The sequence below is a fragment of the Bacillus cereus group sp. MYBK139-1 genome (assembly GCF_051916915.1).
Lineage (GTDB): Bacteria > Bacillota > Bacilli > Bacillales > Bacillaceae_G > Bacillus_A > Bacillus_A pacificus.
The window spans coordinates 297,267-314,919 of the sequence record NZ_JBQAHO010000001.1 but is presented as its reverse complement, the minus strand read 5'-3'; the positions used below and the strand labels follow the sequence as shown (position 1 = coordinate 314,919).

Sequence of the window (17,653 nt, the reverse complement as noted above, 5' to 3'; positions counted from 1 at the left end):
CCTCATTCTTTACGCACCCCAATGCGACGGACGGGACAATAATTTCGGTAATTTCGTATGTTTGTCCCCTCTCGCCGCATTAACTTGAACTTGCGTCAGAAAAATACTATTTGTAAAATCAGTCCCGCGAATATCTGCATCTCGTAAATCTGCTCCGATAAGATCTGCTCCTCTTAAATTTGCTCCATTTAAGTTAGCCGCAATTAAGTAAGCTCCTCTTAAATTCGCTCCTTGCAAATCTTTCTTCTTCAAATTTGCTCCCATAAGATCTGCTCCGCGGTGAATGATTCGTTTCTTACGCGCAGTATTCATTTCCTTCCAAACTAGCTCACTCGTTTCTAAAAGTAAAATATTCACTTCTGCACGATGTAATGGGATATTTACTTTCATTAACTCGTCCGCATGTAAATTCGAAAGTCGCTCCGTCTCTTCAATTGCTTTACTTAATTCTTTATGGATTGATTGTGCCGCCTTCAATAAAATAGCCTCATTTAAATACCAAAGCATTTCATGTAGCTGATGCATAACTGGAAAAGCATCATACATTTTTCTCGCATGCTTCGCATCTTTCCGCCAATCTACCCCGTTAAATGTAACTTGAGAAATTTTCTGCCCAGCGCCAAAACATTCAAATACTGTACAACCTTTATAACCTTTTCCACGAAGATTTTTATGTATACTACATTTAAAATCTGATTGTAAATTGGCACATGGTTTCCCGCCATCTTTATTCACTGCAAAATCTACTGACGCTGCGAACGGTAATGCCACGCAACATAAACCGAAGCATTTTTCGCAGTTTGCTTTTAAATGATCGTTATGATTAGTCAAAATGTATACCCCCTGTTGTCTTTTGACTATTTCATAATATTCCAACCTTATTAAATAATCAATTTAAAAATAAACGAGCTTCTTTCATTTCAAATCATAACTTTATCATTCGATTTCCTTTCAATTGAAAAAGACAACTTCTATCCGATGAATTATAATTAAATTATAAATATTCTAACTAAAAGGAGACCTACTATGGCACTACAAATGAAAACGAACTGTCAAATTTGCGATCAATCATTGGAACAAGATTCTGAAGCATACATTTGCGTATATGAATGTACATTTTGCGCACCATGTACAGAAGAAAGACATAACGTTTGCCCAAACTGCGGCGGCGAGTTAGTACGCAGACCGAAAAAGAAACAATAAAAGCAAAGCGATATCGCTTTGCTTTTTTTAGGCATATGAAATTATATCAACGATTTTTCAAATATATCGAACACAACTTCAATTATATCAACGATTATTTTAATATATCGACGTTTCGACAAAGAATATCGACTTACCGACAAATAACGACATCTCTATACCCATTCAGATTCAACACAACTTAAACATTCAAAAACTTCACACAAACAGGCTCCGGCACAACAACATCAGATTGTAAAAGAGTTAGCTTCCCTGTCGTTTCATCTCTTGAAAATAGCACAAGATTATGCGACTTTTCATTTGAAGCAACAAGAAACTTTTCAGTAGGATCTAATACAAAGTCTCTTGGCCAATTTCCTTCTGTAGATGTATGTGCAACAAATGTAAGCTCACCTGAATTTTCATCTACGCTGAAAACAGCAATACTATTATGGCCGCGATTACCTGCATATACAAAGCGGCCATCAGAAGAAATATGAATCGCACTTCCTTGATTATTTTCATCAAATGCTCCAGGAACGGTAGAAATATACTGTAATTCTGTAAATGTTCCTTCTGCTGGATTATATGTTAACACAATAACCTCTGAACTAAGCTCCGTCATCACATACGCATATTTTCCATTCGGATGAAATGTAATATGTCTCGGACCACTTCCTGGATTTACAGACAAGCTATTCACTTCTTGTAATGCACTATTTTTTATTTCATACGTAATTATTTTATCAATCCCTAAATCAACACCCACTGCATACTTTTCATCAGGAGTATATCCCGCATAATGTGCATGTGGTTTTTCTTGTCTTTCTTTGTTCGGACCTGAACCTTCATGTGCCATAATAGATGTGGCAGGATTTACAGTTCCATCTTCTTCATTCACTTCAAAAGACTCGATCGTTCCTTTATGGTAATTCGCTGTAACTACCGTACGATTTCTACTATCAACACTCACATGACAAGGAGAAGCCCCTTCCACTACTTGTCTGTTTTGTTCCGTTAGCTCTCCCGTTTTACTATCAATCGAATAAGCAGCTACACCGCCAGATTCGCCTTCCTTAACAACAGAGTAGAGATATTCATTATTTCGATTAATCGTTACATATGTAGGGTTATCCAACTTGGCCGCAAGTGTTACATTACTAATTTTCTTTGCTTCCGTGTCTAACGTAAACTTATATATTCCTTCACTATTTTCTTTCGTGTATGTTCCAACATATCCAATAAACTCTTTGTTATCCGTCATTTTCATAACCCTCTCTCCCTAAATTTTTTATTCATCATACTTCTTAACATATTTTATGTTGAAAGAGTATCCTAAAAAATTGGAGTACTTCTTTATACGTTACCATATTTCTCTGCTAAATAGCCTTTAAACCCACTTTTTTTGATACGCTGTTATACTTTCATATTCTTCTTCCAATTGACGGGACAGACGAATATAAATTGGTGTTAAATCTTTATATTTTTCCACACTTTCCATGTTTGGTTCATGGTGGAAATTCGCACCTACCATTTCAGAAACTACATGTAACGTATCTACTTCACCTAAACTATATAAACCGAGGATTGCAGCTCCTAAGCAAGAGCTTTCGAAACTTTCCGGAACATATACATCTTGATGAAAAATATCCGCCATCATCTGTCTCCAAAGTTCCGATCTTGCAAAACCACCTGTCGCTTGAATTTTTTTCGGTTCACCAATTAGCTCTTTTAAAGCAAGAAGAACGGTGTATAAATTATAAATTACTCCTTCTAACACAGCACGGATAAGATGTTCTTTCTTATGATGCAATCCAAGTCCAAAGAAAGATCCTCGCGCATTTGCATTCCATAAAGGAGCTCTTTCTCCTGCTAAATACGGGTGAAATAATAAACCGTCGGACCCCGGACTCACTTTTGCTGCTATTTCAGTAAGCACTTCATATGGATCTTTTCCTAAACGTTTCGCAAGCTCAATCTCTGAAGTGCCTAATTGATCACGAGCCCACCTGAAAATCATACCACCGTTATTAACCGGTCCACCAATTACCCAATGGTCTTCAGTTAAGGCGTAACAAAAAATTCTACCTTTTGGATCTGTTACAGGACGATTTGTTACAGCACGTATTGCACCGCTTGTACCAATTGTAACAGCCACAACACCAGGATCTATTGCATTTACACCTAAGTTAGATAGTACACCGTCACTCGCTCCTACTATAAAAGGAGTAGAAACAAGTACATTCATCTCTTTTGCAAGTTCTTCATCTAACCCTATTAAGCTGTGCGTCGTTGGAACAAGTTTAGAAAGCTTTTCATCTGTAATGCCCGCTACATGTAAAGCCTCTTCATCCCATTTTAAAGATTTCAAATTGAACATTCCTGTCGCTGATGCTATAGAGTAATCAATTACATACTCCTTATATAACTTATAAAAAACATACTCTTTAATAGAAATAAATTTATAACTTTTTGCGAACAATTCTGCCTGCTCATTCTGTAACCAAACTAATTTCGAAAGTGGTGACATCGGATGAATTGGTGTCCCAGTACGCAAATAAATTTCATGACCATTCATATCATTCTTTATTTTCTCTGCCCAGCTTGCACTTCTATTATCTGCCCAAGTGATACATCTCGTTAACGGTTTTCCCTTCTCATCTACAGCAATGATACTATGCATTGCCGAACTAAAAGAAACACAAAGAATATCATTCGGCTGTACACTACTTGATCGTACAGTTTCTTTAATCGTATGTATTACTGCATGAAAAATTTCTTCTGGGTCTTGTTCTGCTGTTTCAGGTGTAGGATAATATAAAGGATATTCTATTCCATGACTTGCAATAACAGATCCATCAATAGAAAATAGAACTGATTTTGTACTAGTTGTCCCAATGTCTACACCAATCATATATTTTGTGTCCACCATTTCTTCCTCCTAACAAAAAATTGCTACAGTATACCACCATAAAAATACATTCCTTTTATCTATTGATAACGTTGTATGCTGCATTTATCTAAATAGAAACAACCCTATTTTAAACAAACATATCGAGTAGTAAAACGCCTCCAAAAGCGATAAATGAAAGTAATGTTTCTAATACTGTCCATGTTTTAAATGTTTCTTTCACTGTTAAACCTAAGTATTCTTTTACCATCCAGAACCCAGCATCGTTTACGTGTGAAAACATTAATGCTCCTGCACCTGTTGCAATGACGAGCAATTCTAAATTCACACCTGCCGCATTTTCGACGATTGGTGAAACGATGCCCGCTGCTGTTGTTAAAGCGACTGTCGCTGACCCTGTCGCAATTCGAATTAATCCAGCTACCATAAACGCTAATACAATTGGAGATAGAGCTAAATGCTCAGACATTTGAGCAATAGCATTCCCTACGCCACTATCGATAAGAATTTGCTTAAATCCGCCGCCAGCACCAATAATCGCAACAATTGAACCAATTGGTAATAAGCTATCTTCTGTTACCTTCTTAATCGCCTTTTTATCGATACCTTGACGAAATCCAAGAAAATAAAACGCTGCAAAACATGCAATCAATAATGCAATGATAGGACTACCAATTAATGTGACAATCTTCATCAAAGTAGTAGAAAGTGGAACATAAGGAGCTGCTGCAGCTAAAACCATTAACAGAACAGGTAACAATATAACTAAAAATGAAACTCCTATTCCTGGTAATTTCGTTGATTTTGTATTTACACGTATCAATTCTGGCTCATTTTCAGGAATTACACGTTTGTGAATCCATTGAGCGAATATAGGACCTGCAATAATCGCTGCAAAAAATGTAATAATGAGTGAATACAATAGTACCTTCCCAAGGTTCGCTTTATAAATACCAATTGCAACGATTGCCCCTGGATGCGGAGGAACAAGGCCGTGTACGACAGATAACCCAGCAATTGCTGGTAATGCTATCAATAAAATATTTTGTTTCGTTGTTTTATGAATTGAAATTACTAATGGTAGTAATATTAAAATGCCTACTTCAAAAAACACTGGAATTCCAATAATAAAACCTGCAATTAACATCGCCCATGGTAAGTTTTTTATCCCAAAAGATTTAATAAAAAACTCTGCCACTTGCATTCCAGCACCTGACTCTGCCATCATTTTCCCTAATATTGTACCTAGTACTAAAATACCTACTAAATGTCCGAGAACACTTCCGACTCCCGTTTCATAAGCACTCACTATTTTATCCATTGGCATTCCAGACATAATTGCTAAAAACAAACTTGCAATCGTTAAACTAATAAACGCATGCCATCTCCACCACGATACCCCTAAAATAACAATTACAATTGATAATAATGTAATCATTAAAAGGTACATATTCATACGCAATTCCACCCCTTTATGTAAACCCTTTCAAATTTCTATATAATTAAAAGAACCTATATAGTTCTTTCTTGAGTAAGAATTTATATATCGAAATACAACTTATCTTCACAACATAATAATTTATATAAAAAGAATCTCCCTTACCAGAGATACATGTTACCTACTCTCTCTGATAAGGGGATTTCTCTTTCATAATTGTAATGTTATTGTGATAAACGCTACGCGTAAGCAAATTTTCCTTCTTCAAAAGTGAATGACACTTTCTTCTCTTGCTGTTTTCACATAGTAAGACTACAAACTCGGGATCCAGTTTAAACGATGAAGTTACTTAGGATTTGTCCTCTCATAAAAAGCAATTTTCAGCAAGCCCTCTCACTTTTATGCATTATAATTTAGGAGCTTTCGCCCAATCCGCAGCAAACTTCTCAATACCTTGATCTGTTAATGGGTGCATAGCAAGTTGTTCAATTACTTTATAAGGAATTGTTGCAATGTGAGCACCTGCCATCGCTACACGAGTTACATGATCTGGATGTCTAACAGAAGCCGCAATAATTTGTGTATCTAATTGGTGAACATCGAATAATTCAGCAATTTTAGCAACTAATAATACGCCATCTTCAGAAATATCATCTAAACGTCCTAAAAATGGAGAAACATACGTTGCACCTGCCCTAGCAGCTAAAAGAGCTTGATTCACAGTGAAAATAAGGGTAACGTTCGTTTTCACACCTTTTTCAGTAAGATAGCGACAAGCTTCTAATCCCGCTAGCGTCATCGGAAGTTTTATTGTAACTTTCTCATCGCCGCCGTTAATCTTAATCAGCTCTTCTGCTTGAGCAATCATTTCTTCAGCTGTCACAGCATCTGGAGTTACTTCTGCCGAAACAGATTCAACTTTAGGCACTGCCTGACAAATTTCTGCAATACGGTCTTCAAACTTAATGCCCTCTTTTGCTACTAAAGAAGGATTCGTTGTAACACCAGCTAAAACTCCAAGTTTATATGCTTTTTTTATGTCCTCAAGATTTGCAGTATCAATAAAAAACTTCATAATCTATTCCCTCCATTTTTTAAACGTCAATGAGTTAAATTTTTAAGATATTTATTTCTTTTCTACTGCATGTCCGCCAAATTCATTGCGCAGAGCTGCTACTACTTTTCCTGTAAATGTATCATTGTCTAATGAGCGGTAGCGCATTAATAGAGACATTGCGATAACAGGAGTTGCTGTTTGAAGGTCTAATGCTGTTTCTACTGTCCATTTTCCTTCACCAGAAGAATGCATAACACCCTTAATTTCATCTAATTTTGCATCTTTAGAAAATGCATTTTCTGTTAATTCCATTAACCAAGAGCGAATGACTGAACCATTGTTCCATACTCTTGATACTTTTTCATAATCGTAGTCAAATTCACTTTTCTCTAGAATCTCAAATCCTTCACCAATAGCAGCCATCATGCCGTATTCAATTCCATTGTGAACCATTTTTAAGAAGTGACCACTACCAGCTTTTCCAGCATATAAGTATCCATTTTCTACAGCAGTATCACGGAAGATAGGTTCAACGATATCCCAAGCTTCTTGATCTCCTCCGATCATATAACAAGCACCATTACGAGCGCCTTCCATTCCGCCAGAAGTTCCTGCATCCATAAAGTGAATGCCATCTTTCTTTAATTGTTCATATCGGCGGATAGACTCTTTATAATGTGAATTACCCGCTTCAATTAAAATATCTCCTTTTGATAAGAGTGGTGTAACCTCATCAATAACAGAATCAACAACAGCGTGTGGTACCATTACCCAAAGAATTCTTGGTGATTGTAATGACTGAACAAGTTCACTTAAACTAGATGTACCTGTAGCCCCGTACTCTTTCATTTCTTCCACTGCACTTGCATTTAAATCAAATGCTGCTACTTCATGTTTATGATCCATTAAATTTTTCCCTAAATTTAATCCCATTTTACCTAACCCAATTAATCCTACTTGCATAATATAATTCCTCCTCAAATTATCTTTTATTAAAAATTCATATCACTACAATCTGGAATACCTTTCAGCACTGAAATGTTAGTATGTACAGAAAGGTATTCACAGTCATAGCTTAAGAATTCAACACATTTTTTGTAATTTGAACAACATTTTCTGTCGTAAATCCAAATAGATTCATGACTTCAGCTCCAGTTCCTGAAGCTCCAAATGTTTCAATTGATAGTACTTTTCCTTCTTGTCCTACATAACGTTCCCAACCGAGAGATACACCCATCTCAAGAGATACTCGTTTCGTTACAGAAGACGGAAGAACCGATTCTTTATATTCATTCGATTGACGATCGAATAACTCCCAGCTTGGCATTGCAACGATACGAACAGAGACATTGTCTTCTTCTAGTTTCGCTTTTGCACTAGCAGCCAAGGCTACTTCAGAACCTGTCGCAATTAAAATCACATCTGGATTTTCATTTGTTTGCGTTAATACGTAAGCTCCTTTAGAAAGATTCTCTATGTTCGCTTTCGTTTCATGAAACACCGGTAAATTTTGACGGCTCAGTACTAAAACGACTGGACCATCCGTTTGCTGTAATGCATAAGCCCACGCACTCGCTGTTTCATTTGCATCTGACGGGCGGATAACTGTTAAACCAGGAATTGCCCGAAGAGCTGCCAAATGTTCGATTGGTTCATGCGTTGGACCATCTTCTCCTACAGCAATCGAATCATGTGTAAATACGTACGTAACAGGTAACTTTTGCAATGCAGCCAGTCGAATCGATGGACGAAGGTAATCGTTAAATACAAAGAATGTACTTACGAACGGCTTTACTCCTCCATGAAGTGCCAGTCCATTCGCTGCCGCGCCCATTGCATGTTCACGTACACCGAAGTATATATTTCGGCCAGCATACGATTCTACTGCATACACTGCTTCACCTTTTATATCTGTCATCGTAGAATGAGAAAGATCCGCACTTCCACCGAAAATAGAAGGAATCGATTTCACATAATGATTAATAGCTTCCCCACTTGCAACACGAGTGGAAATCGTTTTTTCAGTATCAAAGGATAGAATGTCTTTCGCTTCGATTAAAACCTCACCTGTAATCGCTTTTTCTAATTCATCTGCTAGTGCTGGATTCGACTCTCTATATACGTTGAACTGTTCATTCCACTTGTTCTCTTTTTCAATACCTTTTTGTTTCAATTCATTAAAATGAGCTGTTACTTCTTCAGGTACAAAGAAGTCTTCCTTATAATGCCAACCATACGCTTGTTTTGTCGCTGTCGCTTCTTCTAATCCAAGCGGGTTACCATGTGCTTTGTTCGTTCCAGCAACTTTTGGACTTCCGTAACCTATAATCGTTCTAATTTCTATAAGAGTAGGTTGGTCCGTATTGTCTTTCGCTAATTGAATCGCTTTTGTAATCGCATCAACATCGTTTCCATCCTCAACTCTTACATATTGCCAATGTGCAGATTCTACCCTTTTCTGCATATCTTCAGAGAAAGCAATGTTTAATTCACCATCAAGTGAAATTTCATTTGAATCATACAGCACAATTAACTTGCCAAGTTTCATATGTCCTGCCATTGACATCGCTTCATAAGCGACACCTTCCATTAAATCACCGTCTCCAACTAAAGCGTACGTATTGTGATCTATAATAGAGTGACCATCCTTATTAAACTTCGCTGCTAAATGAGCTTCTGCCATTGCCATTCCGACAGCATTTGCAATGCCTTGTCCTAACGGGCCTGTAGTCGCTTCAACTCCAGAAGTGTGACCAAACTCAGGATGTCCTGGTGTTTTACTATTTAACTTTCTAAAACTTTTCAAGTCATCAATTGAAACGTCATATCCAGCTAAATGAAGTAGGCTATATAATAAGCTTGATCCATGTCCAGCCGATAAAACGAATCGATCACGGTTAAACCATTTTGGATGATTCGGATTGTGATTTAAATGATTCGCCCATAATGCATAAGCCATCGGTGCTGCGCCCATCGGAAGACCTGGATGACCTGAATTTGCCGCATTAATAGCATCAATCGATAACGTACGAAGTGTATTCACTGCTAATTGATTTATGTTTTGTGTCATAATAATCGTCCCCCTAAATGCTTTCATGAAAGAAAGTACTTATTTTTCCGTTTCTTGATCTAACCACCATTTAAATCCACTTTCTCGTAATAACTCATGAGATGCATCTGGACCATATGAACCAGACTCATATTCATGAAGTGGTAATAAATTTTCCTCGAATGCTTCAAGAATTGGTTGTACCCATTCCCATGACAATTCAACTTCTCTCCAATGTGCAAAGAATGTAGCGTCTCCACTCACAGCATCATGAATGAGTCTTTCATACGCTTCAGGCACTCCCACATCTGCTTGCTCGCAAGTAAAGTTAATACGCATCGGTTCAATTTCTCCATTTTTCAATGGATTTTTACTATTTAACTGTAGTGAAACATTCTCACCTGGGCTAATTTCAATTATTAATAAGTTAGGTTCTGCATTTGGATTATTATCTTGATATTGCTGTTTTAACGTATTTTTAAATTCGATTACAATACGAGTAGACTTTTCTTTCATTCGTTTACCTGTTCGTATATAGAAGGGAACGCCAGTCCAAAACGGATTATCGATCCACAATCGAGCAGCAACAAATGTGTCTATGTTAGAAGAAGGATTTACTCCTGGCTCCTCTTTATATGCTACAACTTGCTCGCCTTTTATCTCTCCTGAAGCGTATTGTCCGCGAATGATATGGTTTTGAACGTCTTCTTTTTTCACTTTACGAAGCGTCTCCATTACCTTTCGCTTTTCCTCTCGAATTTCACATGCATTAACCTTTTCCGGCAGATTCATAGCAGTCATCATTAATATTTGTAACATATGATTTTGAACCATATCTCGAATGGCTCCTGCCTGATCATAATATCCTGCTCTTTCTTCAACCCCAACTGTTTCACTCGCTGTAATTTGTACATTCGCTATATGTTCTTTATTCCAAATCGATTGGAGAACAGGATTTGCAAACTCTAGTGCTTCAAGGTTTTGAATCATCGGCTTACCTAAGTAATGATCAATACGGTATATCTCGTCTTCTTCAAACGTGCGACTAAGCTTATCATTCAGCTCACGAGCAGATTTGAGATCGTGCCCAAACGGTTTCTCAATCATTAGGCGTTTCCACCCATCCGTTTTATCAAGTCCGCTTTCCTTAATATTTAAAGCAATTGTCTCGAAAAATTCAGGAGCAACGGAAAGATAGAACATTCTATTCCCTTTTATATGTAGTTCTTCTTCCCTTTCACGAACGACTTGCAATAATCTCTCATAGTCTTCCGGCTTACTCACATCTAATGGACAATAGCGAAAATTATCTAAAAAACCTTCAAGTTCTAGAGTACCTTCTTCTCTATGACGGGAAAATGTCTCTATTGATTCTTTTATTCTCCCTTGAAAATCTACATGAGATACTTGACGTCTTCCAAGCCCGATAACAGATATTTGCTTTGGAAGCTTTTGATCTCTATATAAGTTATATAGTGCGGGGTAAATTTTTCGTTTCGCTAAGTCCCCTGTCGCTCCAAATAAAACAAAGGTCATTGATTCCAATTTCAGTCCCCCTCTTGTTGTATAGTCCTGGTCAATATTTTAAAAATGAATTGTACAGAAGCTCATGTTTTATAAAAAACAAAGAGTTCGCAAATTCCAATTCTTTTTATACCTTTCGCTTTCTAATTGTCCCCAATATTAATAGTGGCAATTCAAAGCATTTCTACCACATCTTACTTACCTACCGTTACTTAAATAAAATAACCTAATTATTAAAAGTAATTAAGTTATTTTATATCTATCATATTAACCACATAGATTATCATCGTCAAGTAAAGTGTCTCGAATCAAAGATTTCCCACTCCGTACTATCTTTTCGTACTTGTTTATTTATTAGAACTATCTTCATCACATAAAATGAATAATAAAAAGGCAAAACCGAACAAGAATATGTTCGATTTTGCCTTTTTATTATTGCTTCAATTGATTTTTAACCGCTCTTATAACCAATTCATGATCTTCTTCTGGTGGTAATCCTGAAACGGTTATCATTCCAATAACCCCTACGTTTTTTATTCTGATAGGAAAACATCCACCAAATGCAGCGTATTCCGAAGTATCTAAAAGATATTTTTCATTATAGGAGACTTCAGTTATTTCACTTTGTATTTGCATATAATACGAGCTACGATCATGCAGGGAAACGACTCGTTTTTTACGCTCAATCCATTTCGTATTTTCCTCATTTGTCCCCGTCATCTTAAAATGAAATAATTGTACACCATTTTTCGTTATATCAACAGCAATCAATTTTCCCTCTTGCTTCGCTGTTTCAACAATAAATAAACCTAACTGCAAAGCATCTTCATTTGTAAAAGAGGAAAATTGAAGTGTTTCCTCCTCTTTTAAAATTTGTTTACTTATTTCATTCAAATTTGAAGTACTCATATCTTTATCCCCCTTACTCACTTTATGCCACATGGATATTTTTCAATTTATGTGACTCTATCCTGCGACCTTTCAATATTACTAGTACTCTCTTCCTCTTGGTGCTAATAAGAATTATATTTAACGCATTCAAAATGTATGTCCCTTAAAATGCTGCTATACGCACTAAACATTTCGTATAGAGACATCAACAACATTACAAGCTAAAAAAACCAATTGCTTAAGCAACTGGTTCGCTAAAATTTTCATATGGGATATTCATTCAACCAAAGGAATGCTTGTCTATAATCATCAAAAAACTTTACGGATTCTTTCGTATTGGATTGTTGTAAATAATTCATGATCTCGCCTTCTTCAAAGAGAAAAGCAATTGCCTTACTGTGATTCAAAATCGTTTCATTAAAAAACTTCTCTTTCCATACTTTTTGAACAGAAAAATGATCTGGTATGTAGCCTTTTCTATCTACCAACAATTTGTATTTCCGTCCCTCGGAAATGAATTGCTGACAAACTTGCTCGAAACCATTAAACCATTCATAAACATCATCTGTTTTAATCTTGCCGATAAGACGAGTAACAATTATATCTCCCGAAACTGTTGTTCTAATATTCAGTTTACTCAACCTAAAATCATCTCCCTTAGCTACAATTATGCAGAAATATCTCATAAAATCAACAAGATAAACTGTAACGCATTAAAAAGGGACAGACCCTCCCAACCGAGAAGCCTGTCCCAAAATCGTTCTATTTTTCATTCAAACTAATAATCGTGAATTAGAATAATGATTTAATACTTGCTAAAACAGTAAGTACACCTACAATAATAACAAATACGTTACTCATTTTCCCTTTGTATTTAGCTAGTACTGGTACTTTTTGAATCGCATACATCGGTAATAGACATAAGATAGCAGCAACTAATGGACCACTTAAAGAATCAATAAGTCCAAGAATACTTGGATTTGTGTAAGCAACAAACCAGCATGATAATACAACAAAAGTAAGAACGATTGTCTTAATTGTTTTTTCTTCAATTACTTTTCCACGTGATTGACCGAACTTAATAATCATGTCACGCATTACTTCAAATGCTCCGATATAATGGCCAAGGAAAGATTTTGTAATAGCCACAAAAGCAATGATTGGAGCGGCAATCGTAATTACAGGTGAATTAAGTTCATTCGCTAGATATGAAAGGATTGATAAGTTTTGCTCTTTTGCCATTTTTAAATCCTCTGGAGTTAAGCTCAGTGCACTACTCCAAACAAAGAACATAACTACAACGAATGTCATGATGTAACAAACTTTTTGTATTTGTGCACATTTCGCATCAGTAGCTTCGATTCCATACGTAGCTCTCTGTTTCACAACAAATGATGAAATCATAGGTGAATGATTAAATGAGAATACGATGATTGGTAGAATCATTAATATCGTTCCAAAATATCCTGTTCCTGTTGAAGCAGTAGAAACAGCTGAAAAGCTAAGCATTGACGTATTCCACTGTGGAATTAAAGATATTGCGATAAATAGTAGAGAAGCTATGAAAGGATACACTAGCATACTCATGACTTTTACAGTAATATCTTGACCAAAATTAAGTATAGCGATAAGACCAAGAACTAATACAAGTGATAAAATAGCCCTTGGAGGTTCTGGCATGTGCAATTGATGCACGATAAAACTACTTGCAGTGTTTGTAAGCGCAACCGAATACATTAGTACGATTGTATAAATTGAACCGAAATATACGATGTTAAAAATGATACTCGCTTTATTTCCAAAATACTCTCTAATTGTACCTGTGATCCCCTCATCAGCAGAATTAGAAGCGTATATCATTTTAGCAAGTGCCCTATGTGAGTAATACATAACTGGATATGCAAGCAATGTAATTAGTAGTAACGATAATAATCCACCTGAACCTGCATTAATCGGTAAAAAGAGCACCCCTGCTCCAATTGCAGTTCCAAATAGACTGAGTGCCCATGTAGTATCCTGCTTATGCCACTTTTTCGGATCTGCATATTGCTCATTTTTTCGTGCGGTATTTTCAGCTTGAACTTCTATTTTCTTTGCAGTATTCCCGTTCATATAATAACTCCCCCTTTTATCTATTCCTGCGGCTCTCTTTATAGCTAACGAATATTTTTCTTTTTCGGAAAATGAATGCCTTACAAGTTGCCCCACATTGTATGTCCTTCATCAAAATGAATCCAAATTAAAACATTCGCTAGATAGCGTCCTAATATAATTGTTAGCGTTAACAAAAAAGTTTACTCGTACTATCCGCTCCTTATATAAAGACCACTTAAGAGAACAATATAGAATAGATTTCATAAATACGTTGCAACATTTCTAATAACAGTGTATTACTTTAATGGTTTCTCTGAATTACTTGTAACAGTAATTTTAGTTAAACCGGCCTCTCTTCATTTATGAGGCATTTCTTTCTCAATTCTATACATCACTTTCATAGCTTCGGCAGCATTTATGGTATTGATTACACAAGCCACTGAAGCACTTTACATACATTTCGCCTCTAACCACACACCTTTCTTACTTATAATCGCATTTTTTATATTTTCTCCAGAGATAATAAAATTTCTCTCGACGCCCTCATTATAACGTGTATATTTATAAAATTAATATTTTTATATTTTCAGAAATATTTAGCGAGCAAAATTTTATATGGATAATATTTTACAGTTCGTACACAACCCTTGTTCCTATCGCTTAAAACTGAATGAATTAGCATAAAACACAGTCATATATTATTTATCCAATTTACTCATTATAAAGATACTTATATTCTCCTTTATCAAAAAAATTCATTTTAATTAAAAAAGATATTCCAATAAATAATTAACGTGGTTAAAAAGAAATATCTTTTTGAATGTACAAAGAAATTTTCAGGATATATATTATCACTATTGCATTCATATACATTTTTAGGAAAAATACTTTTTTAATTCATAGCAATAAGAGGACCGTTAACATTTTACAAAAACCTACGCTACACGAAAAAATAAAATGAGCTGCCCCTATCAGGCAGCTCATTGACATAATTATCGTGATGAGGAGTGGACAAACAAATCAATGCACCGTCATCTTAATTCGAGTTTTTTTAATCCTTCTTCAGAAATATCTCTATGTTTGTAATGAATCGTTTTTACATCATTTCCTTTTACACGAAAAGTAATTGTGTCCTCTCCATAAGGAGGATTGTGTGCACCCTCAAAGGTTTGAATTTGAACAGTTACATAGAAAATAGAGTTTACTTCATATTTTTTTATTTCAAGTATTTTTTCAGAACCTCGATCCCATAGTTTTAGTTCCTTATAATAGTTTTCAACTTCTTTACTTATCGGTTCTAATAAGAGATTCATGACTACTTCTTTTAAAAACTGTTTTGGTACAGGTATTCTGTTAATTTTCTTTCTTTTCACATCTATAATTTTCCAAAAATCACCGCTCTTTTCAACGGTATAAAGAACATTCGTACCATCGGCTTTCCAAAGATGAAAATAACCTTTATTTCCCTTAATATATAATCGTGGTTCATCAATCCACTCACCTTCTGTTTGGACTATCCCTAGAAACAGTTGAGTAAGTGGTGTTATCTTATAACCTAATTGATTAAAATCACCAAACGAATAAATTTCATAACCGGTTAAATCTATATCAAAGCCTTTATTTTTTACAATTGCTTGAGTGGGAATACAGGGTAATAAAAAACTCAGAAAACATATGATGCTAATTATTTTTATTTTCATACAACCAATCACCTCTTTTATTAAAATGCAACAAAAGAGATGATATTATTGGTTATTGCACGATTCAACCTATTAAAAGCAAATCATGTAATCTCTAAAACCTCTCGTTAACTAGCTCTTTTATCGAGTTTAATTTTGAAGAAAGCTCGATAAACCATTCTTCGTCTCCTGTTAATAATGCAAGGTCTATAAGATAAAGGATTTGCTCCTTATTGATTACCTTTGATTCAGGGAGTTTGTTAACATGTTTACTAAAGAGTAAAATCGCTTCGTTTTTTGTGTACTTGTCGTCGCGTTTCACAATGCTAACTGTAACTACATCTTCCACTTCATCAAGTGATACAATGTAACCAACTATAAATTCGCCCTCATTTGATATTCCACGAACCCAATCTCCCACTTTTAAAACATGATTATTATTTGACAACATACTTTTTCACCTTCTTGTCAATATTTTTTGTAACGATAAACAAGGAATAAAAACGAAATCAAACTGTAATATTTTCCATTACATTTAAATAGTAAGAACTTACGGCTCTATATAACAAGTAAGCCGCTTAACGTTCTTGATTGATAAGATCAACAACTTCTTTCATTGTATAGTTCTTTAAGTATTCACCTAGATGTTCTTCCGCACCTAAGAAAATAGCGAAAAGAACTTTTCGCATGTTTGAACCTACAATACACTGATTATTTGACTCAGGACACTTAGGCTGCAACGCACCTTCAGATGTTATCTGATATATATGCCAAAGGTTAACTTCACTTAAATCTCGAGCAAAAATAAAACCGCCACCAGTCCCTTCTTTCGATTGTATAAACTTATGTTTTTTTAACAAACTTAGCACTTTGCGAATGCGTACTGGGTGAACACCTGCACTTTCTGAAATAGCGTTACTTGTTGACATCCGGTCTGGCTGTAAAGCTAAATAAGTTAAACTGTGTATAGCCAAGGTAAAGTCGCTGCTCATTATTTTCCTCCTACGATCCAAAAAAATTATTTCTCCTATATTCACATATTGTAGCTATAAACATTTCAGATAGATTAGCCAAACGTTAAAATATATAAGAACCACTCTTAGCATAAAGAAATAGATTCCATAACTTCATTTAGCTTTTTAAGTTACAATACATTTAAAGACTCCATTGTTTCTTCACTTGTTCTTCTGCCAACTGTTTAATTTTTTTCCACACTGTATCTTTGCTTACAATAACATTTGTTTGATAATTTCTATCGTTATAATTAACTGTAACACATACTTCAATCATCTTCTGCTTCCTCCTTTCAAAAAACTTTTCTTAAAAAATATTACTTATTAATTAGCCAACTTTTGCAGTTCAATATTTAAAAATGTTCGGACGCTACGTGGTAAAAATTTGCGAATTTCTTCTTCGTTAAAACCAATCTGTAATCTTTTCTCATCCAGCATAATTGGACGACGCAACATTAGCGGATGCTCAATGATTAATGTATAAAATTCATTCAGCGAAAGTTCATCTATATTTATATTTAAGTCTTGAAAAGTTTTGGATCTAGTTGAAATAATTTCAGTAGCACCCTCTTCCGTTAAACGAAGAATGGATTTAAGTTCATCCACTGTCATAGAGTTGGATACGATATTTTTTTCAGTATAATCAATTTGATTCTCCTCCAGCCATGCTTTTGCTTTTCGACATGAACTACAGCTTGCTGTTGTATATAAAACCACCATATTTCACTCACTCCTTTAATGTTTTTTATGAAATGCACATTTTAAATATCGGTTATCGAAATGTATTAAAAAAAATTACAGTTTAGAATCAAATT

At 35.3% G+C, this 17,653-nt stretch carries 17 protein-coding genes; 1 reads left to right on the top strand and 16 read right to left on the bottom strand.

What is annotated here, in order from left to right; all coding sequences use genetic code 11:
- Positions 1–9: 9 nt before the first annotated feature.
- Entirely contained in the window at positions 10–831 is an 822-nt protein-coding gene (locus tag ACTFRS_RS01590) for a pentapeptide repeat-containing protein (protein WP_139866187.1), read from the bottom strand.
- A gap of 195 nt (positions 832–1,026) precedes the next feature.
- Between ACTFRS_RS01590 and ACTFRS_RS01585 the strand changes: the two genes are divergently transcribed.
- Positions 1,027–1,203: a DUF1272 domain-containing protein gene (locus ACTFRS_RS01585; RefSeq protein ID WP_001207874.1), complete on the top strand. Its 177-nt coding sequence runs from the start codon at positions 1,027–1,029 to the stop codon at positions 1,201–1,203.
- 181 nt (positions 1,204–1,384) lie between these two features.
- Here ACTFRS_RS01585 and ACTFRS_RS01580 read toward each other — a convergent pair whose 3' ends face one another.
- The 15 genes from ACTFRS_RS01580 to spxA all read right to left on the bottom strand — a co-directional run bounded on the left by ACTFRS_RS01580 (position 1,385) and on the right by spxA (position 17,558).
- Positions 1,385–2,446: a lactonase family protein gene (locus ACTFRS_RS01580; protein ID WP_440024617.1), complete on the bottom strand. Its 1,062-nt coding sequence runs from the start codon at positions 2,444–2,446 to the stop codon at positions 1,385–1,387.
- Between the two features lie 126 nt (positions 2,447–2,572).
- Complete coding sequence (gene gntK / locus ACTFRS_RS01575) at positions 2,573–4,114, bottom strand: gluconokinase (RefSeq protein WP_440024426.1); 1,542 nt, start codon at positions 4,112–4,114, stop codon at positions 2,573–2,575.
- A gap of 109 nt (positions 4,115–4,223) precedes the next feature.
- On the bottom strand, positions 4,224–5,549 hold the full coding sequence (gene gntP / locus ACTFRS_RS01570; protein WP_440024428.1) for a gluconate permease GntP: 1,326 nt from the start codon (positions 5,547–5,549) through the stop codon (positions 4,224–4,226).
- 388 nt (positions 5,550–5,937) lie between these two features.
- Positions 5,938–6,606, bottom strand: coding sequence for a fructose-6-phosphate aldolase (gene fsa, locus ACTFRS_RS01565; protein ID WP_000667676.1), 669 nt, complete (start codon positions 6,604–6,606; stop codon positions 5,938–5,940).
- A gap of 51 nt (positions 6,607–6,657) precedes the next feature.
- Positions 6,658–7,551, bottom strand: coding sequence for a phosphogluconate dehydrogenase (NAD(+)-dependent, decarboxylating) (gnd, locus tag ACTFRS_RS01560; RefSeq protein ID WP_001195912.1), 894 nt, complete (start codon positions 7,549–7,551; stop codon positions 6,658–6,660).
- A 112-nt stretch (positions 7,552–7,663) separates the two neighbouring features.
- Positions 7,664–9,658, bottom strand: coding sequence for a transketolase (tkt, locus tag ACTFRS_RS01555; protein ID WP_431084748.1), 1,995 nt, complete (start codon positions 9,656–9,658; stop codon positions 7,664–7,666).
- A 39-nt stretch (positions 9,659–9,697) separates the two neighbouring features.
- Positions 9,698–11,182 carry a glucose-6-phosphate dehydrogenase gene (zwf, locus tag ACTFRS_RS01550; RefSeq protein WP_139866192.1) on the bottom strand — a complete coding sequence of 495 codons (1,485 nt, stop codon included), beginning with the start codon at positions 11,180–11,182 and terminating at the stop codon, positions 9,698–9,700.
- A 411-nt stretch (positions 11,183–11,593) separates the two neighbouring features.
- Positions 11,594–12,103: a heme-degrading domain-containing protein gene (locus ACTFRS_RS01545; protein ID WP_440024430.1), complete on the bottom strand. Its 510-nt coding sequence runs from the start codon at positions 12,101–12,103 to the stop codon at positions 11,594–11,596.
- A gap of 212 nt (positions 12,104–12,315) precedes the next feature.
- Positions 12,316–12,738 (bottom strand): STAS/SEC14 domain-containing protein, encoded by a 423-nt coding sequence (locus ACTFRS_RS01540; RefSeq protein WP_440024432.1) that lies wholly within the window; start codon positions 12,736–12,738, stop codon positions 12,316–12,318.
- Between the two features lie 106 nt (positions 12,739–12,844).
- Positions 12,845–14,164: an aromatic amino acid transport family protein gene (locus ACTFRS_RS01535; protein WP_001014187.1), complete on the bottom strand. Its 1,320-nt coding sequence runs from the start codon at positions 14,162–14,164 to the stop codon at positions 12,845–12,847.
- A 1,013-nt stretch (positions 14,165–15,177) separates the two neighbouring features.
- Positions 15,178–15,846, bottom strand: a complete 669-nt coding sequence (locus ACTFRS_RS01530; protein WP_440024434.1) for a DUF3888 domain-containing protein — start codon at positions 15,844–15,846, stop codon at positions 15,178–15,180.
- 94 nt (positions 15,847–15,940) lie between these two features.
- Positions 15,941–16,276, bottom strand: a complete 336-nt coding sequence (locus ACTFRS_RS01525) for an IDEAL domain-containing protein (protein ID WP_000950600.1) — start codon at positions 16,274–16,276, stop codon at positions 15,941–15,943.
- A gap of 127 nt (positions 16,277–16,403) precedes the next feature.
- Positions 16,404–16,817, bottom strand: a complete 414-nt coding sequence (gene saiR, locus ACTFRS_RS01520; protein WP_000093222.1) for an Rrf2-family transcriptional regulator SaiR — start codon at positions 16,815–16,817, stop codon at positions 16,404–16,406.
- Positions 16,818–16,980: 163 nt separating this feature from the next.
- Positions 16,981–17,115 (bottom strand): BA3454 family stress response protein, encoded by a 135-nt coding sequence (locus ACTFRS_RS01515; RefSeq protein WP_000573534.1) that lies wholly within the window; start codon positions 17,113–17,115, stop codon positions 16,981–16,983.
- 47 nt (positions 17,116–17,162) lie between these two features.
- A complete protein-coding gene (spxA, locus tag ACTFRS_RS01510) occupies positions 17,163–17,558 on the bottom strand; it encodes a transcriptional regulator SpxA (protein WP_000261188.1) in 396 nt (131 codons plus the stop codon).
- Positions 17,559–17,653 lie beyond the last annotated feature (95 nt).

Bases quoted from the DNA above. Each gene is read 5' to 3' on its own strand.
- saiR (WP_000093222.1), bottom strand. From the start codon at position 16,817: ATGAGCAGCGACTTTACCTTGGCTATACACAGTTTAACTTATTTAGCT.
- tkt (WP_431084748.1), bottom strand. From the start codon at position 9,658: ATGACACAAAACATAAATCAATTAGCAGTGAATACACTTCGTACGTTA.
- gntP (WP_440024428.1), bottom strand. From the start codon at position 5,549: ATGAATATGTACCTTTTAATGATTACATTATTATCAATTGTAATTGTT.
- gntK (WP_440024426.1), bottom strand. From the start codon at position 4,114: ATGGTGGACACAAAATATATGATTGGTGTAGACATTGGGACAACTAGT.
- ACTFRS_RS01585 (WP_001207874.1), top strand. From the start codon at position 1,027: ATGGCACTACAAATGAAAACGAACTGTCAAATTTGCGATCAATCATTG.
- spxA (WP_000261188.1), bottom strand. From the start codon at position 17,558: ATGGTGGTTTTATATACAACAGCAAGCTGTAGTTCATGTCGAAAAGCA.
- ACTFRS_RS01515 (WP_000573534.1), bottom strand. From the start codon at position 17,115: ATGATTGAAGTATGTGTTACAGTTAATTATAACGATAGAAATTATCAA.
- fsa (WP_000667676.1), bottom strand. From the start codon at position 6,606: ATGAAGTTTTTTATTGATACTGCAAATCTTGAGGACATAAAAAAAGCA.
- ACTFRS_RS01525 (WP_000950600.1), bottom strand. From the start codon at position 16,276: ATGTTGTCAAATAATAATCATGTTTTAAAAGTGGGAGATTGGGTTCGT.
- ACTFRS_RS01580 (WP_440024617.1), bottom strand. From the start codon at position 2,446: ATGACGGATAACAAAGAGTTTATTGGATATGTTGGAACATACACGAAA.
- ACTFRS_RS01540 (WP_440024432.1), bottom strand. From the start codon at position 12,738: ATGAGATATTTCTGCATAATTGTAGCTAAGGGAGATGATTTTAGGTTG.
- gnd (WP_001195912.1), bottom strand. From the start codon at position 7,551: ATGCAAGTAGGATTAATTGGGTTAGGTAAAATGGGATTAAATTTAGGG.
- ACTFRS_RS01530 (WP_440024434.1), bottom strand. From the start codon at position 15,846: ATGAAAATAAAAATAATTAGCATCATATGTTTTCTGAGTTTTTTATTA.
- ACTFRS_RS01545 (WP_440024430.1), bottom strand. From the start codon at position 12,103: ATGTGGCATAAAGTGAGTAAGGGGGATAAAGATATGAGTACTTCAAAT.
- ACTFRS_RS01535 (WP_001014187.1), bottom strand. From the start codon at position 14,164: ATGAACGGGAATACTGCAAAGAAAATAGAAGTTCAAGCTGAAAATACC.